This is a genomic window from Reyranella sp. GW821-FHT14A01 (assembly GCF_058803965.1).
In genome coordinates, this window is the sequence record NZ_JBXAPM010000006.1 from 201,776 (window position 1) to 218,485 (window position 16,710).

Below are 16,710 nucleotides of genomic sequence, written 5' to 3' on the forward strand. Positions count from 1 at the left end.
TTCCGCCTATTTGTACGAGGACACCTCGATCAGGTTGCCGTCGGGATCGCGGCAATAGACCGAGACGATCGTGCCCATCGCGCCCCTCTTTTCGCTCGGTCCCTCTTCGATCTCCACGCCACAGCTCCGGAAATGATCGGCCACCGCCTGCGGCGTCGACGAGGTAAGAAAGCAGAGATCGTCGCTGCCCGGCGCCACCGTCTTGCCCGTGAACCATTGCTTCTGTGTGGCGGTCTCGGGCCGGAGGTTGATCTTCTGGCGGCCGAAATGCACCGAGGTGACGAACCGGCCGGGCGCCGGTTCTGTGACCTTGCGCACCATGCCCAGCACGCGCTCGTACCAGGCGGCGGCGACCTCTACGTCGCGCACGTTGACGACGATATGATCCAGGGCCTCGACGACAATAGCCATTGTACGACCTCAAGCGTAAGAACCCCAGAGTGAACCCGCCCCTTCTTCCCGTCCATCCGCCAACGCTGTGACACAGGATCGGCCGTGACACAGGGACCGATGGAGCAGCTTCCCGTCGACGAGGCGCTGCCGCGCCTCAAGACCGCGCTGGTGGCCGGCACTGCCGCCGTGCTGGTGGCCCCACCGGGCGCCGGCAAGACCACGCGCGTGCCGCTGGCCCTGCTCGACGCGCCGTGGCTCAGCGGCCGCAAGATCATCATGCAGGAGCCGCGAAGACTGGCCGCGCGCGCCGCCGCCCGGCGCATGGCGGCGACCCTGGGCGAAGCGGTCGGCGAGACGGTCGGCTATCGCGTGCGCCTCGACAGCAAGGTCGGACCCAGGACCCGCATCGAGGTCGTGACCGACGGATTGTTCCTGCGCCTGCTGCAGGAAGATCCGTCGCTCGACGCGGTGGGCTGCGTGATCTTCGACGAATTGCACGAGCGTGGGCTGGAGACCGATCTTTCCTTTGCGCTGGTGCGCGAGGCGCAGACCGCGCTGCGCGAAGACCTTCGGGTCGTGGCCATGTCGGCGACGCTCGATCCCGGCCCGGTCTCGGCGAGACTGGGCGGCGCATCCGTGATCGAAAGTGCCGGCCGCATGTTCCCCGTCGACACACGCTATCTCGACCGCGAACCGGCGGGCCGCCTCGAGGACAATGTTGCCGCCGCCGTACGCCGCGCGCTCAGCGAAGAGACCGGCAGCGCACTCGTGTTCCTGCCGGGCGTCGGCGAGATCCGTCGGGTCGAGGAACGCTTGCAGGGAGTCGGTGCCAACATCGACGTTGCGCCGCTCTATGGCGACCTCTCCCCGGCCGACCAGGATCGCGCCATCTCCCCCTCGCCGTCCGGCCGCCGCAAGGTCGTGCTGGCGACGTCGATCGCCGAGACCAGCCTCACCATCGAGGGCGTGCGCATCGTGATCGACAGCGGCCAGATGCGCGTGCCGAAATTCTCGCCGCGCTCGGGCATGACGCGGCTCGAGACCGTGCGCGTCAGCCAGGCCTCGGCCGACCAGCGGCGCGGCCGTGCCGGCCGTCTCGAACCCGGCATCTGCTATCGGCTGTGGCCGGAGGAATCGCAGCGCGGCCTGCTGCCCTTCACGCCGCCGGAAATCCTCGACGCCGATCTCGCACCGCTGGCGTTGGAGCTGGCCGCCTGGGGCACCAGCGATGCCGCGACGCTGCCCTGGCTCACGCCGCCACCCGCCGCCTCGCTCGCGACGGCCCGCGCCCTGCTGGCCGATCTCGGCGCGATCGACGCCAGTGGCGCGATCACATCGCACGGACGCGCGATGGTTCGTCTTGGCCAGCATCCGCGCATCGCGCATCTGGTGCTCAAGGGCCGTGAGCTGGGGCAAGGCAAGGTCGCCGCCCTGCTGGCCGCGATCCTGGGCGAACGCGACTTCCTGCGCCTGCCGCCCGGCCAGCGCGATGCCGATCTCCGGCACCGGGTCGACATCGCCCTGAGCGGCCGACGCGACGGCACGTTGCGCCTGATCCAGGAATCGGCACGCCGCCTGATGCCGCGCAACGCCGGCGAGGAGAGGCCCGACATTGCGATGACGGGCCCGTTGCTGGCGCTCGCCTATCCCGACCGCATCGGCCGCCGCCGCGCCGGCACGGGCGGGCGCTATCTGCTGTCGGGCGGGCGCGGCGCGGCCTTGCCCGAAGGCGACCCGATGGCGAACGAGGAATTCCTCGTCGTCGCCGATCTCGATGGATCGGCCCAGGAGTCGCGCATCTTCCTCGCCGCGCCGATCACGGCCGCCGAGATCGAGGAACTCTACGCCGATCGAATCGTCGACGAGCAGCTCGTGCAATGGAGCGCGCGCGACGGGGCGGTGCTGGCGCGGCGCCGTCGCCGGCTCGGTGCCCTTGCGCTGGAAGACAAGCCGCTCACCAAGCCGGACGCCGACAAGATGCAGGCCGCCATGCTCGACGGCGTGCGCCAGCTCGGCCTCGGCGCGCTGCCCTGGAGCGACGATCTCGTGCGCTGGCGCGAGCGCATCGGCTTCTTGCGCCGCCATGCCGGCGAGGATTGGCCCGATCTTTCGGACGCAGCCTTGCTCTCGTCACTGGCGGCGTGGCTGGGCCCCTATCTCGACGGCGTGTCGCGTCGCGATCATCTCGCGCGCATCGATCTCGCGGCGGCGCTCAAGGCGCTGGTGCCGTGGGAGAAGCAGCGCGAGGTCGAGCGGCTGGTGCCGACGCATGTCGAGGTGCCGAGCGGATCGAGGGTCGCGATCGACTATGCCAATCCGGACGAGCCGACGCTCTCCGTCCGCCTGCAGGAGATGTTCGGCCTCACCGAGACGCCGCGCATTGCCGGCGGAAAGGTGCCGCTCACCATCCACCTGCTCTCGCCGGCGCGGCGGCCGGTACAGGTGACGCGCGATCTCGCGAGCTTCTGGGCCAACGGTTACAAGGCCGTGAAATCCGAACTGAAGGGCCGCTATCCGCGCCACTACTGGCCGGACGATCCGCTCGTTGCCGAACCCACGGCGCGGGCTCGACCACGGCCGCGTTGAACGCTACCGGGCCTCGATCAATCGCAACAGCAGGCGCCGCATCAGCGGCATCAGGAAGAGCATGGTCGGAAAGGCGACCATCCAGGACGCCATCCACGATTCCATCCAGCGGGCGGTCATGCCCGATTCGAATCCGATCGCCCGGATCGTGGCGATGCCGGAGACGATGAACGTCATCACGAAAGTCAGCGCCAACGGCATGGCGAAGTGCATCGTTTGGGCGGGGAGTTTCTTCACGGCGGGCCGGACAATATGGTACGGGCTTAGGCCCCGTCCATCCCCGTTGCGGAACCCCTCCCATGTCCCTCGCGCTCCCGTTCCAGACCGCCAAGCAGCTCGCCGCTGCGGTCCGGAAGAAGAAGATCGGCTGCCTCGAATTGCTCGACCTCTACCTGAAGCGGGTCGAGGCCTATAATCCCGAACTCAACGCCATCATTGCCACCGACATCGAGGGTGCCCGCAAGCGCGCCAAGGCGGCGGACCGTGCGGTCAGGGCGGGCAGGAAGCTGGGGCCGCTGCACGGCGTGCCGATGACCATCAAGGAATCCTTCGACGTCACGGGCTTCGCCACGACCTGGGGCGATCCGGCGTTCAAGGACACGGTCGCGGCCCAGAACTCGCTCGTTGCACAACGCATGACGGATGCCGGCGTCACCCTGTTCGGCAAGACCAACGTGCCGCTGAACCTCGCCGACTGGCAGAGCTACAATGAGGTCTACGGCTCGACCAACAATCCATGGGACCTGAGCCGCACGCCGGGCGGCTCCTCGGGCGGCTCGGGCGCGGCGCTGGCCGCCGGCCTCACCGGCATCGAGGCCGGCAGCGACATCGGCGCCTCGATCCGCAATCCCGCCCATTATTGCGGTGTCTGGGGTCACAAGCCGAGCTGGGGCGTGGTCTCGCCCAAGGGCCATGCGCTCGCGGGCGCCGTGGCCTATGGCGATATCGGCGTGGTGGGTCCGCTGGCGCGCGGCGCGGAGGATCTCGAGATTGCGCTCACGGCGATGGCCGGTCCCGACTCGATCGACGGTCGCGGCTGGACGCTCACCTTGCCGCGTTCGAGGAAGACCAAGCTGCGCGACTTCAAGGTCGCCGTGCTGCTGACCGACCCCAATGCCGAGGTCGACGATTCGGTGCAGGAGCAGATCTCCAAGCTCGCCTCGTTCCTCGCCAGGAACAAGGTCAAGGTGAGCGACAAGGCGCGGCCCGAGATCGACACGAACGAGCTGAGCGACGTCTACATCCGCCTGCTGCGCGCGGCGACGTCGGGCCGCATGAGCGATGCCGTCTACGAGCAGGCCGTCAAGGATGCGGCCAGCCTGCCGGCCGACGACATGAGCTACTTCGCCCAGATGCAGCGCGGCAATGCCCTGCCCCATCGCACCTGGCTGCGACTGAACGAGAAGCGCCACAAGATGCGGCACGCCTGGGACGCGTTCTTCCAGGATTACGACCTGATGCTCTGCCCGGTCGCCGTGACCGCGGCCTTCCCGCACGACCAGGCGGGCCTGCGCCACAAGCGCACGATCGTCGTGAACAACAAGCAGGTGCCGGTGGTCGACCAGATCTTCTGGGCGGGCTACTCGGGCGTCACCTGGCTGCCCTCGACGGCCGCCCCGATCGGCCAGAGCAAGGAAGGCCTGCCGATCGGCGTGCAGATCATCGGTCGCCAGTATGGCGACTACGAGTGCATCCAGTTCGCCAAGCTGCTGGAGAAGGAATATCGCGGCTTCGTGCCGCCGCCGGCCTATAGCTGAGTTCAGGAGACGGAATTGTCCAAGGATATCGACCTCAAGAAGCACATCCGCTCGATCCCCGACTTCCCCAAGCCGGGCATCCTCTTCTACGACATCTCGACGTTGCTGGCGCACGCCAAGGCCTGGCATGTCGCCATCGAGCGGCTGGCCGATCTGATCCGGCCGCACAAGCCCGACATGCTGGCGGGAATCGAATCGCGCGGCTTCCTGCTGGCCGCGCCGCTCGCGCTCGCGCTCGGCACCGGCTTCGTGATGATGCGCAAGCAGGGCAAGCTGCCCGGCACGACGGTGCGCCACACCTACGCGCTGGAGTACGGGACCGACACGATCGAGATTCAGCAGGATGCGGTGCACAAGGGCGCGAGGGTCGTGCTGGTCGACGATCTGCTGGCGACCGGCGGCACCATGGGCGCCGCCGTGCATCTTCTGGAATCCGTCGGCGCCATCGTGCCGGCAACGGCGGTCATCATCGAGCTCACCTTCCTCGAAGGCCGAAAGAAGCTGAAGCCGCCGGTCGAAACGCTGTTGCAATACGATAGCTAAAGGATCGAGCTTTCCTCCCCCGTCAAACGGGGGAGGTGCCCGAAGGGCGGAGGGGGAAAGCCACAGGGCTGATCTCCTTCCAACTCCGATTCATCGCATTGCTTTCCCCCTCCCGGCCTCCCCCGTAAGACGGAGGAGGTGAGAGAATTGGGCAAACCGGCTACGATGTCGGCGGGAGGAAATGAATGTTTTCAGCGTCCGAGTGCTTCTCCGAGACCTATGCCGAGGCGCGCGCCAAGTTCTGCGGTGCCGCAGCCGAAGCGGGTGGTGCCCTGCGGTCCTGGCTGAACCCGAAGGCGCGCGGTCCCAACGGGGAGATGCTCTATCTCGACACGGCGCGCTTCGGCGCGGCCGATGCGGAGAACATGCTGGTGCTGATCGCCGGTACGCACGGCGTCGAGGGCCATTGCGGCTCGGGCGCCGAGATCGCCTGGATGCGCTCGGGCGGGCCTTCGAAGCTGCCGGCCAATACCGGCGCGCTGCTGATCCATGCCCTCAACCCTTATGGCTTCGCATGGACGCGCCGGGTCACCGAGGACAATGTCGACCTCAATCGCAACTTCGTCGACCACGACAAGGGCTATCCGGATAACGAGGGCTATCGCGCCATTGCAGATGCCGTTCTGCCGCAAACCTGGGACGAGGCGAGCAAGGCCGAGACCGATCGCGTGTTCGCGGCCTACGCCCAGAAGCATGGCGCCTTCGGCCTGCAGGGTGCGCTCAGCGGCGGCCAGTACACGCATCCCGACGGGATCTTCTTCGGCGGCAATGCGCCCACCTGGAGCAACCGCACCGTCCGCGCCCTTGCCCGCGAGGAGCTGTCGCAGGCAAGGCGCGTCGGCATCATCGACTTCCATACAGGCCTCGGCCCGTTTGGCCATGGCGAGCTGATCTGCGCGGTGTCGCCGGCCGCCAAGTCGTTCGCCCGCGCCAAGGCCTGGTACGGCGACGAGATGACCTCCCCCGAAGGCGGCACCTCGACCTCGGCCGTGGTGGTCGGCGTCATGACCGACGCCTTCCCGCAGGAGCTGCCCGACGCCGAGGTGACGTCGGTCGCGCTGGAATACGGCACCTACACCGTGCCCGAAGTGCTGACAGCCCTGCGCGGCGACAACTGGCTGCATCATCGTGGCGAACTCGGTTCGGCGCAGAGCCGCGCCCTGAAGGCCGACATCAAGGAGCGCTTCTTTCCCGCCGGCGACAAATGGCGCGAGATGGTGTGGACGAGAGCCGACCAGACGATCGGCTGGGCCCTCAAGGGGATGACTGGGGGATGAGCCTCGCGGTGCCGAGCGAGGATACCGCCCGGTTGCGTCTGCAGAAGGTGCTGCAGCAGACTCCGCTGTTCGCCGACCTCGAACCCGGCGACCTCGAGGCGGTCGAACGTCAGTTGACCTTGATGGTGCTGCCCGGCGGCGCGCCCTTGTTCCGCCAGGGCGAACCGGCCGACGCCGTCTATGTCGTGGCCAGCGGCTGCCTCGGCGTCTTTCGCCATCAGGATGCAGGCGACGCCAGCGAACCGGTGCTGATCGCCGAGGTCCCGCCGGGCAATCTCGTCGGCGAGATGTCTCTGCTGTCGCAGGGCAAGCGCACGCGCAGCGTGGCGGCGCTGCGCGACAGCGAAGTCTGGCGGCTGGCCCAGACCAGCTTCAACGCGCTGACCTCGCACCATCCCGAGGTCCTGCCGGCGCTGATGCGCAGCGTCGTGGCGCGCAACGCGGCCGACTCGGCCAAGCGGCGGCGCCAGCCGCGGACCTTCGCCGTCCTGCCGAGCGGTCCCGACGTTCCCTCGGCGCGCTTCGCCGTGATGCTGGCCGACGCGCTCGGCCGCATCGGCAACCAGGTCCAGATGCTGGGGCACGAATCGGTCGACCAGGAACCGGAATGGTTCGCGCGCTGCGAGATGGAATCGTCGTTCGTGCTCTATCGTGCCGATCCGACGCTGACGCCATGGACCGAACTCTGCCTGCGCCAGGCCGACTGTCTCGTCGTCGTCCGCAACGCCGACAACGACCATCCGACCAAGCTGCCGTTCGAGATCGAGACGGCGCAGAGCGGCGCGGTGTTCCATCGCCGCCGCGAACTCGTGCTGCTGCACGAGGGGCACGATCCCAAGCCGGGCTCGACGGCGCCCATGCTGGCGGGCGGCCTCTACGGTACCCATCATCACGTCCGGCTCGACATCCATTCCGACATCGACCGGCTGGCCCGGCTGCTCACCGGACACGCCGTCGGCGTCGTCATGGCCGGCGGCGGGGCACGGGCCTTCACCCATATCGGCGTCGTCAAGGCGCTGCGCAAAAGCGGCATCCCGATCGACCTGGTGGGCGGTACCAGCATGGGCGCCATCGTGGCGGCCGGAGTCGCGTCGCGCTGGAACGACGAGGAGCTCGATGCCCGCTTTCGCCGGGCCTTCGTCGACAACAATCCGCTGAGCGACTACACGCTGCCGCTGATCTCGCTGTTCGCGGGCCGCCGGGTCACGCGCCTCCTGCGCGCGGCGTTCGGCGAGAAGGACATCGAGGACCTGATCCTCCCCTTCTATTGCATGACCGCCAACCTCACGACGTCCAACGCCGACATCCATACGGTCGGGCGCCTGTGGCGCTGGCTGCGCGCCTCGGTGTCGATCCCGGGCGTCATGCCGCCCTTCAACGAGGCGGGCGAGGTCCATGTCGATGGCGGCGTCATCGACAATTTCCCGGTGCGCGCCATGCAGCGCCTGGGCCGCGGAACCACGATCGGCGTCGACATCGACACCGGCGGTGCATTGGCCGCCGGTGAAGGCGTCATGGAACCCTGGTCGCCCTGGCAGTTCTTTCGTCGCCTCGTCTGGAAACGCAACGAGACGCTGCCCATCCCGTCGATCGTGCGCATCCTGCTGCGCTCGGCGCTGGTCGCCAGCACGGCGCGCGCCGCCCAGGACCGGAATGCCGCCGAGCTGCTGATCGTGCCGCCGATGACCCATATCGACCTGCTCGACTGGACGAGCTTCGATGCGGCGATCGAACTCGGTTACCGCACGACCATGGAGGGCCTGGACAAGGCCCGCACGCTGCCGATCGGGGCGCGTCTCTTCCTGTCGTGACGGCTCGCTTGACAGCGGGCAGACCCGCCGCTTCTATTTTACCCGACGGTTAATAATGAAGAGCGGCCATGTCCCCTGCCAGCGATCGTCTCACCGCCACCTTCTCGGCCCTCGCCGATCCGACGCGCCGGGCCATCCTGGCGCGCCTGACCCTGGGCGAGACCTCGGTCGGCGAGCTGGCCGAGCCCTTCGACATGTCGTTGCCGGCGATCTCCAAGCATCTCAAGGTGCTGGAGCGCGCCGGCCTCATCGAGCGGGGCCGCGACGCGCAACGACGCCCCTGCCGCCTCGCCGCCGAGCCGCTGCACGAAGTCTCCGACTGGGTGGCCACGTATCGCCGCTTCTGGGAGCAGCGCCTCGACCGGCTGGAAGCCTATCTGCAGGAAGCCCATGCGGCCGCACCTGCCCCCAGAAAGAGGAAACGGACCCATGCCCGCAAGAGCAAGTGAATCGACCTTTCCGGCGCGCCGCGCATTCACGCTGAACCGCGTGCTGGAAGCGCCGCGGGCGCTGGTCTTCCGCGCCTTCATCGAGCCCGAGCGCATGAAGATGTGGTGGGCGCCGCGCGGCTTCCACATCCTGTCCTGCGCGCTGGACCTGCGCGAGGGCGGCGCCTGGCGCATGCGGATCCGGTCGGACGAGACCGGCGCCATCCAGACGGAAGTCGGCACCTATCGCGAGATCGCCGAGCCCGAGCGCCTCGTCTTCACCCATGCCTGGGTACGCCGCGACGGCTCGCTCACACCCACCACTCTCGTCACCGTGACCTTCACGGATCACGATGACGGCACCGAGGTCGCCTTCACCCAGTCCGACTTCCATTCGCCCGAGTTCTGCCAGAGCCACGAGGAAGGCTGGAGCTCGTCGCTGGAGCAGCTCACCAAATACGCGCCGCGCCTGTGAACGCGGCCAGCCAGACGGAGGACGCATCGTGACGGACGACAAGGCGCGGCATCTCGCGACGCTGCAGGAGCTCAACCACCACTATGTGCGATCGGTCGGCGAGGCCGACGTGGCATGGTTCGACGGGCACCTGTCGGAGGATTTCCACAACACCAACCCTGACGGCACGCTGATCGAGCGCGCGGCGTTCCTTGCGCAGATCGGCCGCGGCTCGGCGGTGAAGAACCTCCGCGAGCACGACGTGAAGATCCGCCTGCTGGGCGATTTCGCGATCATCCACGCCCGCACCAGCTACACCAAACCTGACGGCAGCCCGGGCGGCGGCTGGTACACCGACGACTGGCAGCTCAGGCCGGAGGGCTGGCGCTGCGTTTCGGCCCACGTCAGCCGCTCCTGATCGCGCGTCCACCATGTCCCTGACTCCGGCCGCCGACACGTCGCCGGCCGCCTGGCGCGTCGTCTTCGCCTGCTTCGTAACAGCGGTGTTCGCCTGGGGCTTCGGCTTCTACGCGCACGGCATCTACCTCGTCGAACTGCAGCGGGCGCACGGCTGGTCGACGGGCTTCATCTCGTCGGTCGTCACGGCACACTACCTGCTGGGCGCCCTGCTGCTGCCGCGCATCGCCGAAGCGATCGGCCGCTTCGGCCCGCGCACCGTGTTCCTGGTGGGCCTGTCGACCACGGCCGCGGCCTTGATGCTGCTGCCGTCGGTCACCGAGCCCTGGCAACTGGTGGTGCTCTACATCGTCATGGCGCCAGGCTGGAATGCCACCAGCGTGGCGCCGATCGCCGCCACGGTCGGACAATGGTTCGACCGCAAACGCGGCCTCGCACTGAACCTCGCGCTGAGCGGCGCCACCGTGGCCGGTCTCGTCGTCTCGCCCCTCCTGCTCGCCGCGATCCCCGACATGGGCTTCGCCACGGCGGAGCGGCTACTGGTCGGAGCGGGCATCGTGCTGGCGGCCGGCACCGTCGCGCTGTTCGTGCGCCGGGGGCCGCTGTCGCCCAAACCGACGACGGTGCGGCCCAATCGGCTGGCGCCGCTGCGCGAATGGCATTTCTGGAGCATCGCCGCGCCCTTCGCCATCGTGCTGACGTCCCAGGTCGGCTTCCTCACCCATCTCGTGCCGCTGGTGACCTCCCGTGCGGCCGCCAGCGGCTCGGCCATCGATCCCGCCCTTGCCGTCGGCATCAATGCCGTGACGGCGCTGGTCGGCCGCATCGTGCTGGGCCTGGTCATCGACCGGTTCGAACCGCGCCGCGCCTCGGCGGTGTGCTTCCTGGTGCAGGCCGGCGCCATCGCCGTGCTGGAATTTGTCGAGACGCCGCTCGCCGTTTACGGCGCGTGTGCCGCCTATGGCCTCGCCGTCGGCAACATCATCACCCTGTCGCCGATGATCGTGCAGCGCGAATTCACGCCCGATCGCTTCCCCGCCATCGTCGCCCTTTCCACGGCGGTCATGCAGACCCTCTACGCCTTCGGTCCGGGCCTGCTCGGCGTGCTGCGCGACGTATCGGGAGGATACGGCTTTCCGCTGGCGGTCTGCATGGGCTTCAACCTCACCGCGGCGGCGCTGATCCTGATGCCGGCGCGACGCCCGGCTTAGGACAGGAACTTCAGGCTGTTCACGACCTTATCGATGGTCTTGCGCGGTCCGTGCACGCCGATGCCGACGAAATTCATCGCATCGACCGGCGCCGCGGCCACGGCGGCGCGGTTGTCGGCATCGTTGGTCGTGGTGAACATCGGCTCGATGTAGATCGCGGGTACCAGCTCGCGTGACAGGGCGCGTTGGTGGGTTCGCTGCAGCTCCTCCAGCGTGGCGCCGTAGACGAACACCGGCTCGCGGATCAGCGCCGTGTAAGCTCGGCCGCCACCGTCGCGATAGGGTTCGCCCATCAGGTGCGCATGGGTGCCGGCAAGGCCGCCGGCCAGGAAGGCCGCAACGTTGGCCATCTGCCAGGCAGCCAGGTCCTTGCGCAGCACGAGGGCTGTCTTGGTTTCGTAGATCATGCCGCCCATATGGGGCATGCTGTAACGATCGTCTTGAACATTCGTGCATGAACGCCGACCAGATCCGCCTCGACCGACCGACCTCCGGCCTGCAACGGCTGGAAGCGCGCTTCGGCGGCCACGCCTACGATTTGCACCGGCACGAGACCTACGGGATCGGCCTCACCCTCTACGGCGTGCAGCAGTTCCACTATCGCGGCAGCCTGCGGGCCAGCCGGGCGCAGCAGGTGCTGGTCCTGCATCCCGACGAGGCCCATGACGGCCATGCCGGCGAAGGCGGCGACTTCGCCTATCGCATGCTCTATCTCGATCCGGCTTCGGTCTCGCAGGCGCTCGACGGCGCCGGTCCGCCCTACGTCGCCGATGCGGTCGCCCATGACGAAGCGACGGCGCGCGTGATCGAGGAAGCCTTCGTGGATTTCCCGCAGCCGCTTGAGCCGCTGGCGATCGACGCCACGATCGGCCGCCTCGCCGACCTGCTGGCGCGGCGCGGCGACGGCGGCCTCCGCCGGCGGCGCGGCAGCGTCGCTCTCCGCGCCGTGACCCGCGCCCGCGATTTCCTGGTGGCGGAGTCGCATCGCACCGTCGGCTCCGACGAGCTGGAATGCGTGAGCGGGCTCGACCGCTTCGCCCTGGCCCGGCACTTCCGCTCCGCCTTCGGCACCTCGCCGCACCGTTTCCAGGTCGGCCAGCGCCTGATGCAGGCGCAGTCGATGATCGTCGACGGTATCGCCCTGTCGGAGGCCGCAGCCGCCGCGGGCTTCGCCGACCAGAGCCATCTCACGCGGCATTTCGCGGCCCGCTTCGGCGTCACGCCAGGCCGGTGGGCCGCCCTGTCGCGGCCGACCTAGGCGGGCACAGCCTCGCCAGCATGCCCGGCGTTGCGATGCCGCCTCTTGTCTCCAGCCAGACTCCGCACTGCGACGTAGAACACCGGCGTGAAGACCAGGCCAAAGAGCGTGACGCCCAACATGCCGGAGAACACTGCAATGCCCATTGCCTGCCGCATTTCAGCGCCGGGCCCGGCCGATACCGCGAGAGGTACGACGCCCAGGATGAAGGCGAAGGAGGTCATCAGAATGGGCCGAAGGCGCAGACGCGAGGCCCTGACCACGGCCTGCACCATGTCTTTGCCGTCACGTTCGAATTGACGGGCAACTTCGACAATCAGAATCGCATTCTTGGCCGCGAGACCAACCAGAACGATGAAGCCGATCTGGGTCAGGATGTTGATGTCGCCACCCAGCAGGCGGACACCGGCCGAACCGGCCAGAAGGCACATTGGCACGATCAACAGGATCGAGATGGGGAGACTCCAGCTCGCATACTGTGCGGCCAGCACCAGATAAACGAACAGAACGCAAAGCGGAAAGATCAACAGGCCGGTATTGCCGGTCGTTACCTGCTGGTAGCTGAGATCCGTCCATTCGAAGCCGATGCCGGCCGGCAGGATCTGCCGGGCAAGCTCTTCCATCCTGGAGATACCGTAGGCCGCCCCCACGCCCGGCAGCGTGTCGCCATTGATCTCGGTCGCGGAATAGAGATTGTAGCGCGGCACGCGATCCGCACCGAACGAGCTGACCAGCGTCGCAACATTGCCGAGTGGCACCATGTCCCCCCTGGCATTGCGGATCTTGATACGGGCCAGGTCATCCTCATTGCGGCGGAAGGGCAAGTCCGCTTGAGCGGTGACGCGGTAAGTGCGGCCGAACATATTGAAGTCGTTGATGTAACTCGAGCCGAAGTAGGCCTCGATAGCCGCGTTTATGTCCTCGCTTCGGACACCCAGCATCTCGGCCCGCTCACGGTCGAGAGCGACTTTGATCTGCGGCGTGTCGACAGAGAACGTGGTGTAGACACCCGCGAGGCCCGGCGTGGCATTGGCCGCCGCAACGAGATCGTTGGTCGCCTTGGCCAGCGCAGCCATGCCGAGGCCGGCCCGATCCTCCAGGCGCATCGAGAAGCCGCCGGCGCTTCCGATTCCAGAGACCGGCGGCGGCTGTACCACCAGAATGTTGGCCCCGTCGATATGGGCGACTCGCTTGATCAACTCCGCCTGGATCCAGGCGGCGGTCTGACCGTGTCTCATCCGCTCTTCGAAGGGCTTGAGCACGACATAGGCTGCCGCTGCGCTCGACGAAATGGTCTGCGTTGCGCCGGAATATCCGGCAAAGGTCGGCAAATGCGACACTCCGGGAATCCCCAGCGCTATTCGACCGACTTCCTGTGCGATTTCCGTCGTGCGCTCGAGTGAAGAACCGGCCGGAAGCTGCGGGATCGCGATGATGTAACCGCGATCCTGCGTGGGAATGTAGCCCTTCGGACTTTCGATCAGCAGATAGCCCGTGGCGCCGAGCATCACGACGTAGATTGCGAGCATCGACCTGGCATGGCGCACCAGCCGAATGACCAATCTGCCGTACATCCTGGACAGTTTGTCGAAGTTGCCGTTGAAGCTCGCCGCGGCACGCGAGCCGAACCGCTTCAATGCGTTACTCTTGGCGCGATCATCGTGTCCGTGCCGCTTGAGCATCATCGACGCCAGAGCCGGCGACAATGTGAACGAGTTGAGGAGCGAGATGAGCGTGGCGACGGCAATCGTGACGCCAAACTGGCGGAAGAACTGGCCGGATAGGCCGGGGATGAATGCCGTCGGAACGAAAACGGACGCCAATACCAGCGCAATGGCGACAAGCGCACCCCCGACCTCTCGCAAGGTGGCGAGTGTCGCTTCCCGTGCACTTTTGCCCTCCGACAGATGGCGCTCGACGTTTTCGACCACGACGATGGCGTCATCCACCACTACGCCCACAGCCAGGACCAGGCCGAACAGGCTGAGGTTGTTGATGGAGAAGCCCAACGCAGCCATCACCGCCATCGTGCCGACCAGGGAGACTGGAATCGCCAGGATCGGGATAATCGATGGACGCCAGCCCTGCAGGAAGACGACCACGACCAACACGACCAGCACCATCGCCTCGTAGATGGTCTTCACCAATTCGTCGATGCTGTCGGCAATGAAGCCGGTGGGGTTGTAGCCAATCTCGTATTGGATGCCCTTCGGGAAGTCCTTTGCGAGTTCCGCCATGGTCCTGGCGATCTGCGCCTGGGTCGTCAATGCGTTTGCGCCTGGCCTTTGCAGCATGGCGAGCGCCACCGCCGGCTTGTCGCCCAAATAACCACCCGTGGAATAGGTCAGCGCGCCGAGTTCAATCCTGGCGATGTCCTTGAGACGGACAAGGCGCCCTTCCTCGACGGACTTGATGATGATGTCGCCGAACTCCTCCGGCTTCTTCAGGCGACCCTCGAAAACCAGCGTCGACTGGAATGCCCGATTCGTCACGGGCGGCTCGGCGACCACGCCGCCTGCCACTTGCGTACTCTGGGCATTGACGGCCCTCGCAACATCCGAAGGCGTAATTCCGAAAGACGCCGCTCGATCGGGATCGAGCCAGATACGCATCGCATACTCGCGAACGCCGAAGAGCTGAATATCGCCGACGCCGTCGATGCGCTTGAGCACATCGACCACGGAGCGCAGCGCGAAGTTCGAGACGTAGAGCTGGTCGTAGCTCCCGTCCGGCGAGAACAGGAATACCCCGCTCAGGATCGTGGGCGAAGACTTCTTCACCGAGATACCGTTACGCTGAACCGGTTGCGGCAGGCGCGGCAACGCCAGCGCCACGCGGTTCTGGACCAGCATCTGGGCCTTATCGAGGTTCGTGCCCTGCTTGAACGTGACGGTCAGGTTCAGTCCGCCGTCCGACGTGGCCTGGCTGTACATGTACAGCATGTCCTCGACGCCGTTGACTTCCTGTTCGATCGGCGTGGCGATGGTGTCGGCCACCGTCTGGGCCGAAGCACCCGGATAGGTCGTCGCGACGACCACCGTCGGCGGCACGATGTCCGGATACTCCGTCACGGGAAGCGTCAGGTAGGCAATGCCGCCGACGATGATCGTCACGATCGACAGTACGATCGCGAAGATCGGTTCCTTTACGGAAAGCTCGCCCAAACTCATTGTCCATCCTCCTTCGAAACCGAACGCTCCGACTTGGCTTCTTCCAGTCGGACGGCGACCCTAGTGCCCGCCTGGACACGCTGCAGTCCCGAGACGACGACCCGTTCGGTGCCGTCGAGGCCGCGAGTGACTTCGCGCGTCGCTCCAAAGATGCGGCCGAGTTCGACCGGGCGGGTCGTGACGCGGTCGTCCGGTCCGACGATGTAGAGAACCTGATGGGAAGCATCGCTGGTCACGGCTGCCGCCGGCACCAGAATGGCCCGATGAGAAGGCTCGGCAGCCAGCGAGACGCGTACGAACTGGCCCGGCTTCAGGACGTGGTCCGGATTGGGAATCCGCGCGCGCAGTCTCAGCGTGCCCGTCGAGACATCGAGGCGATTCTCCGAGAAATTCAGCCGGCCGAAGAAACTTGGGCCTATGTCGCCAGGGAGGGTGATTCCCACTTCGTTGCCGGGTCGAACGACGGCTTGCTCGCCGTCGTCCTTCGCGGCGCGCCCGTATCGCAGAAAACTCTGCTCATCGATATCGAAGTAAACGTCGATCAAATCGAGCGAGACGATCGTCGTGAGCATGGTGGCGTTGGCGTCACCGCCTGCCACCAGATTGCCCTCGCCGATCAGCTTGCGGCTGATACGGCCACCGATCGGCGCGCGCACCTGCGTGAACTCCAGATCGAGCCTGGCACGAGCCAGCACGGCGGATGCGACGCTGACCGCAGCTTCAGCCGCAGCCTGGCTTTCGATACGTTGCTCCAGCACGCTGGCCGCAATCACCTTGCTCGTGATCAATGACTGGGCGCGCTGCAGTTCCTTGCTGGCCAGCGCAAGCTGGGCCTGTGCCTGCGCAAGCTGGCCCTCGGCCTGCTTGGCTGCAGCCTGGTAGGGCCGCGCATCGACCACGAACAGCAGGTCGCCCTGCTGTACGTAGTCGCCATCGCGGAAGGCGACACGCTCGATGTAGCCGTTGACGCGCGAGCGAACCTCAACGACGTCAACGGCTTCAAGGCGGCCTGTATAGATGTCCCATCCGGTCACTTCCTTGATCGTCGGTGTACTGGCCGAGACGGTGGGAATGGCGGGCGCGTTGGCCGTCTCGGGCATGCACGCGGCGACCATCAGCGCGATTCCGCCGACGGCGGAAATGCCCACCAAAAATCCTGTGCTCTTCATGATCAGCATCCTTTGGCCCGGAAGCGAGCGAATGACCGGGGGCTTATGGAGCGCCGCAATCATGCGATAAACCTTGCCAAACGAGACTGTTTGTATCTTTTAGAGATATAGTAATTTTCTCGATATAAATTAATTATATCAATGACTTATGCGCTCTCCTTAGAAGGCGCCCATCTGAGCAGGCCTGCGGATGTCATCTTTTGGCGCTGCGCTATCGCCAATATCGTTCATCAGAA

At 66.5% G+C, this 16,710-nt stretch carries 15 protein-coding genes; 10 read left to right on the plus strand and 5 right to left on the minus strand.

What is annotated here, in order from left to right; genetic code table 11:
* Positions 1-6: 6 nt before the first annotated feature.
* Positions 7-411, minus strand: a complete 405-nt coding sequence (locus AC1ROX_RS12285) for a VOC family protein (protein WP_493125844.1) — start codon at positions 409-411, stop codon at positions 7-9.
* Positions 412-495: 84 nt separating this feature from the next.
* On the opposite strand from AC1ROX_RS12285, the gene hrpB reads away from it, so the two are divergent.
* Positions 496-2,979: an ATP-dependent helicase HrpB gene (hrpB, locus tag AC1ROX_RS12290; RefSeq protein ID WP_493125846.1), complete on the plus strand. Its 2,484-nt coding sequence runs from the start codon at positions 496-498 to the stop codon at positions 2,977-2,979.
* 3 nt (positions 2,980-2,982) lie between these two features.
* Here hrpB and AC1ROX_RS12295 read toward each other — a convergent pair whose 3' ends face one another.
* Positions 2,983-3,180, minus strand: coding sequence for a DUF2798 domain-containing protein (locus AC1ROX_RS12295; RefSeq protein ID WP_493125848.1), 198 nt, complete (start codon positions 3,178-3,180; stop codon positions 2,983-2,985).
* Positions 3,181-3,278: 98 nt separating this feature from the next.
* On the opposite strand from AC1ROX_RS12295, the gene AC1ROX_RS12300 reads away from it, so the two are divergent.
* From AC1ROX_RS12300 to AC1ROX_RS12335, 8 genes are all read left to right on the plus strand, one after another.
* Positions 3,279-4,736, plus strand: coding sequence for an amidase (locus AC1ROX_RS12300; RefSeq protein ID WP_493125850.1), 1,458 nt, complete (start codon positions 3,279-3,281; stop codon positions 4,734-4,736).
* Between the two features lie 15 nt (positions 4,737-4,751).
* Positions 4,752-5,279: an adenine phosphoribosyltransferase gene (locus AC1ROX_RS12305; RefSeq protein ID WP_493125852.1), complete on the plus strand. Its 528-nt coding sequence runs from the start codon at positions 4,752-4,754 to the stop codon at positions 5,277-5,279.
* A 185-nt stretch (positions 5,280-5,464) separates the two neighbouring features.
* Entirely contained in the window at positions 5,465-6,556 is a 1,092-nt protein-coding gene (locus AC1ROX_RS12310) for a M14 family metallopeptidase (protein ID WP_493125854.1), read from the plus strand.
* Positions 6,553-8,367, plus strand: a complete 1,815-nt coding sequence (locus AC1ROX_RS12315; RefSeq protein ID WP_493125856.1) for a patatin-like phospholipase family protein — start codon at positions 6,553-6,555, stop codon at positions 8,365-8,367. Before AC1ROX_RS12310 ends, AC1ROX_RS12315 begins: the two co-directional genes overlap by 4 nt.
* Before the next feature lie 68 nt (positions 8,368-8,435).
* Positions 8,436-8,816, plus strand: coding sequence for an ArsR/SmtB family transcription factor (locus AC1ROX_RS12320; RefSeq protein WP_493125858.1), 381 nt, complete (start codon positions 8,436-8,438; stop codon positions 8,814-8,816).
* Positions 8,797-9,270, plus strand: coding sequence for an SRPBCC family protein (locus AC1ROX_RS12325; protein WP_493125860.1), 474 nt, complete (start codon positions 8,797-8,799; stop codon positions 9,268-9,270). The genes AC1ROX_RS12320 and AC1ROX_RS12325 overlap by 20 nt, the downstream gene beginning before the upstream one ends.
* Before the next feature lie 28 nt (positions 9,271-9,298).
* On the plus strand, positions 9,299-9,667 hold the full coding sequence (locus AC1ROX_RS12330) for a nuclear transport factor 2 family protein (RefSeq protein ID WP_493125862.1): 369 nt from the start codon (positions 9,299-9,301) through the stop codon (positions 9,665-9,667).
* 13 nt (positions 9,668-9,680) lie between these two features.
* Positions 9,681-10,877, plus strand: coding sequence for an MFS transporter (locus AC1ROX_RS12335; RefSeq protein ID WP_493125864.1), 1,197 nt, complete (start codon positions 9,681-9,683; stop codon positions 10,875-10,877).
* Here AC1ROX_RS12335 and AC1ROX_RS12340 read toward each other — a convergent pair.
* A complete protein-coding gene (locus AC1ROX_RS12340; RefSeq protein ID WP_493125866.1) occupies positions 10,874-11,302 on the minus strand; it encodes a DUF2000 family protein in 429 nt (142 codons plus the stop codon). The genes AC1ROX_RS12335 and AC1ROX_RS12340 overlap by 4 nt on opposite strands.
* Positions 11,303-11,331: 29 nt before the next feature.
* On the opposite strand from AC1ROX_RS12340, the gene AC1ROX_RS12345 reads away from it, so the two are divergent.
* Positions 11,332-12,135 carry an AraC family transcriptional regulator gene (locus tag AC1ROX_RS12345; RefSeq protein ID WP_493125868.1) on the plus strand — a complete coding sequence of 268 codons (804 nt, stop codon included), beginning with the start codon at positions 11,332-11,334 and terminating at the stop codon, positions 12,133-12,135.
* On the opposite strand, the gene AC1ROX_RS12350 is transcribed toward AC1ROX_RS12345, so the two are convergent.
* Positions 12,132-15,305, minus strand: a complete 3,174-nt coding sequence (locus AC1ROX_RS12350) for an efflux RND transporter permease subunit (protein WP_493125870.1) — start codon at positions 15,303-15,305, stop codon at positions 12,132-12,134. The genes AC1ROX_RS12345 and AC1ROX_RS12350 overlap by 4 nt on opposite strands.
* Positions 15,302-16,474, minus strand: a complete 1,173-nt coding sequence (locus AC1ROX_RS12355) for an efflux RND transporter periplasmic adaptor subunit (RefSeq protein ID WP_493125872.1) — start codon at positions 16,472-16,474, stop codon at positions 15,302-15,304. The genes AC1ROX_RS12350 and AC1ROX_RS12355 overlap by 4 nt, the downstream gene beginning before the upstream one ends.
* Positions 16,475-16,710 lie beyond the last annotated feature (236 nt).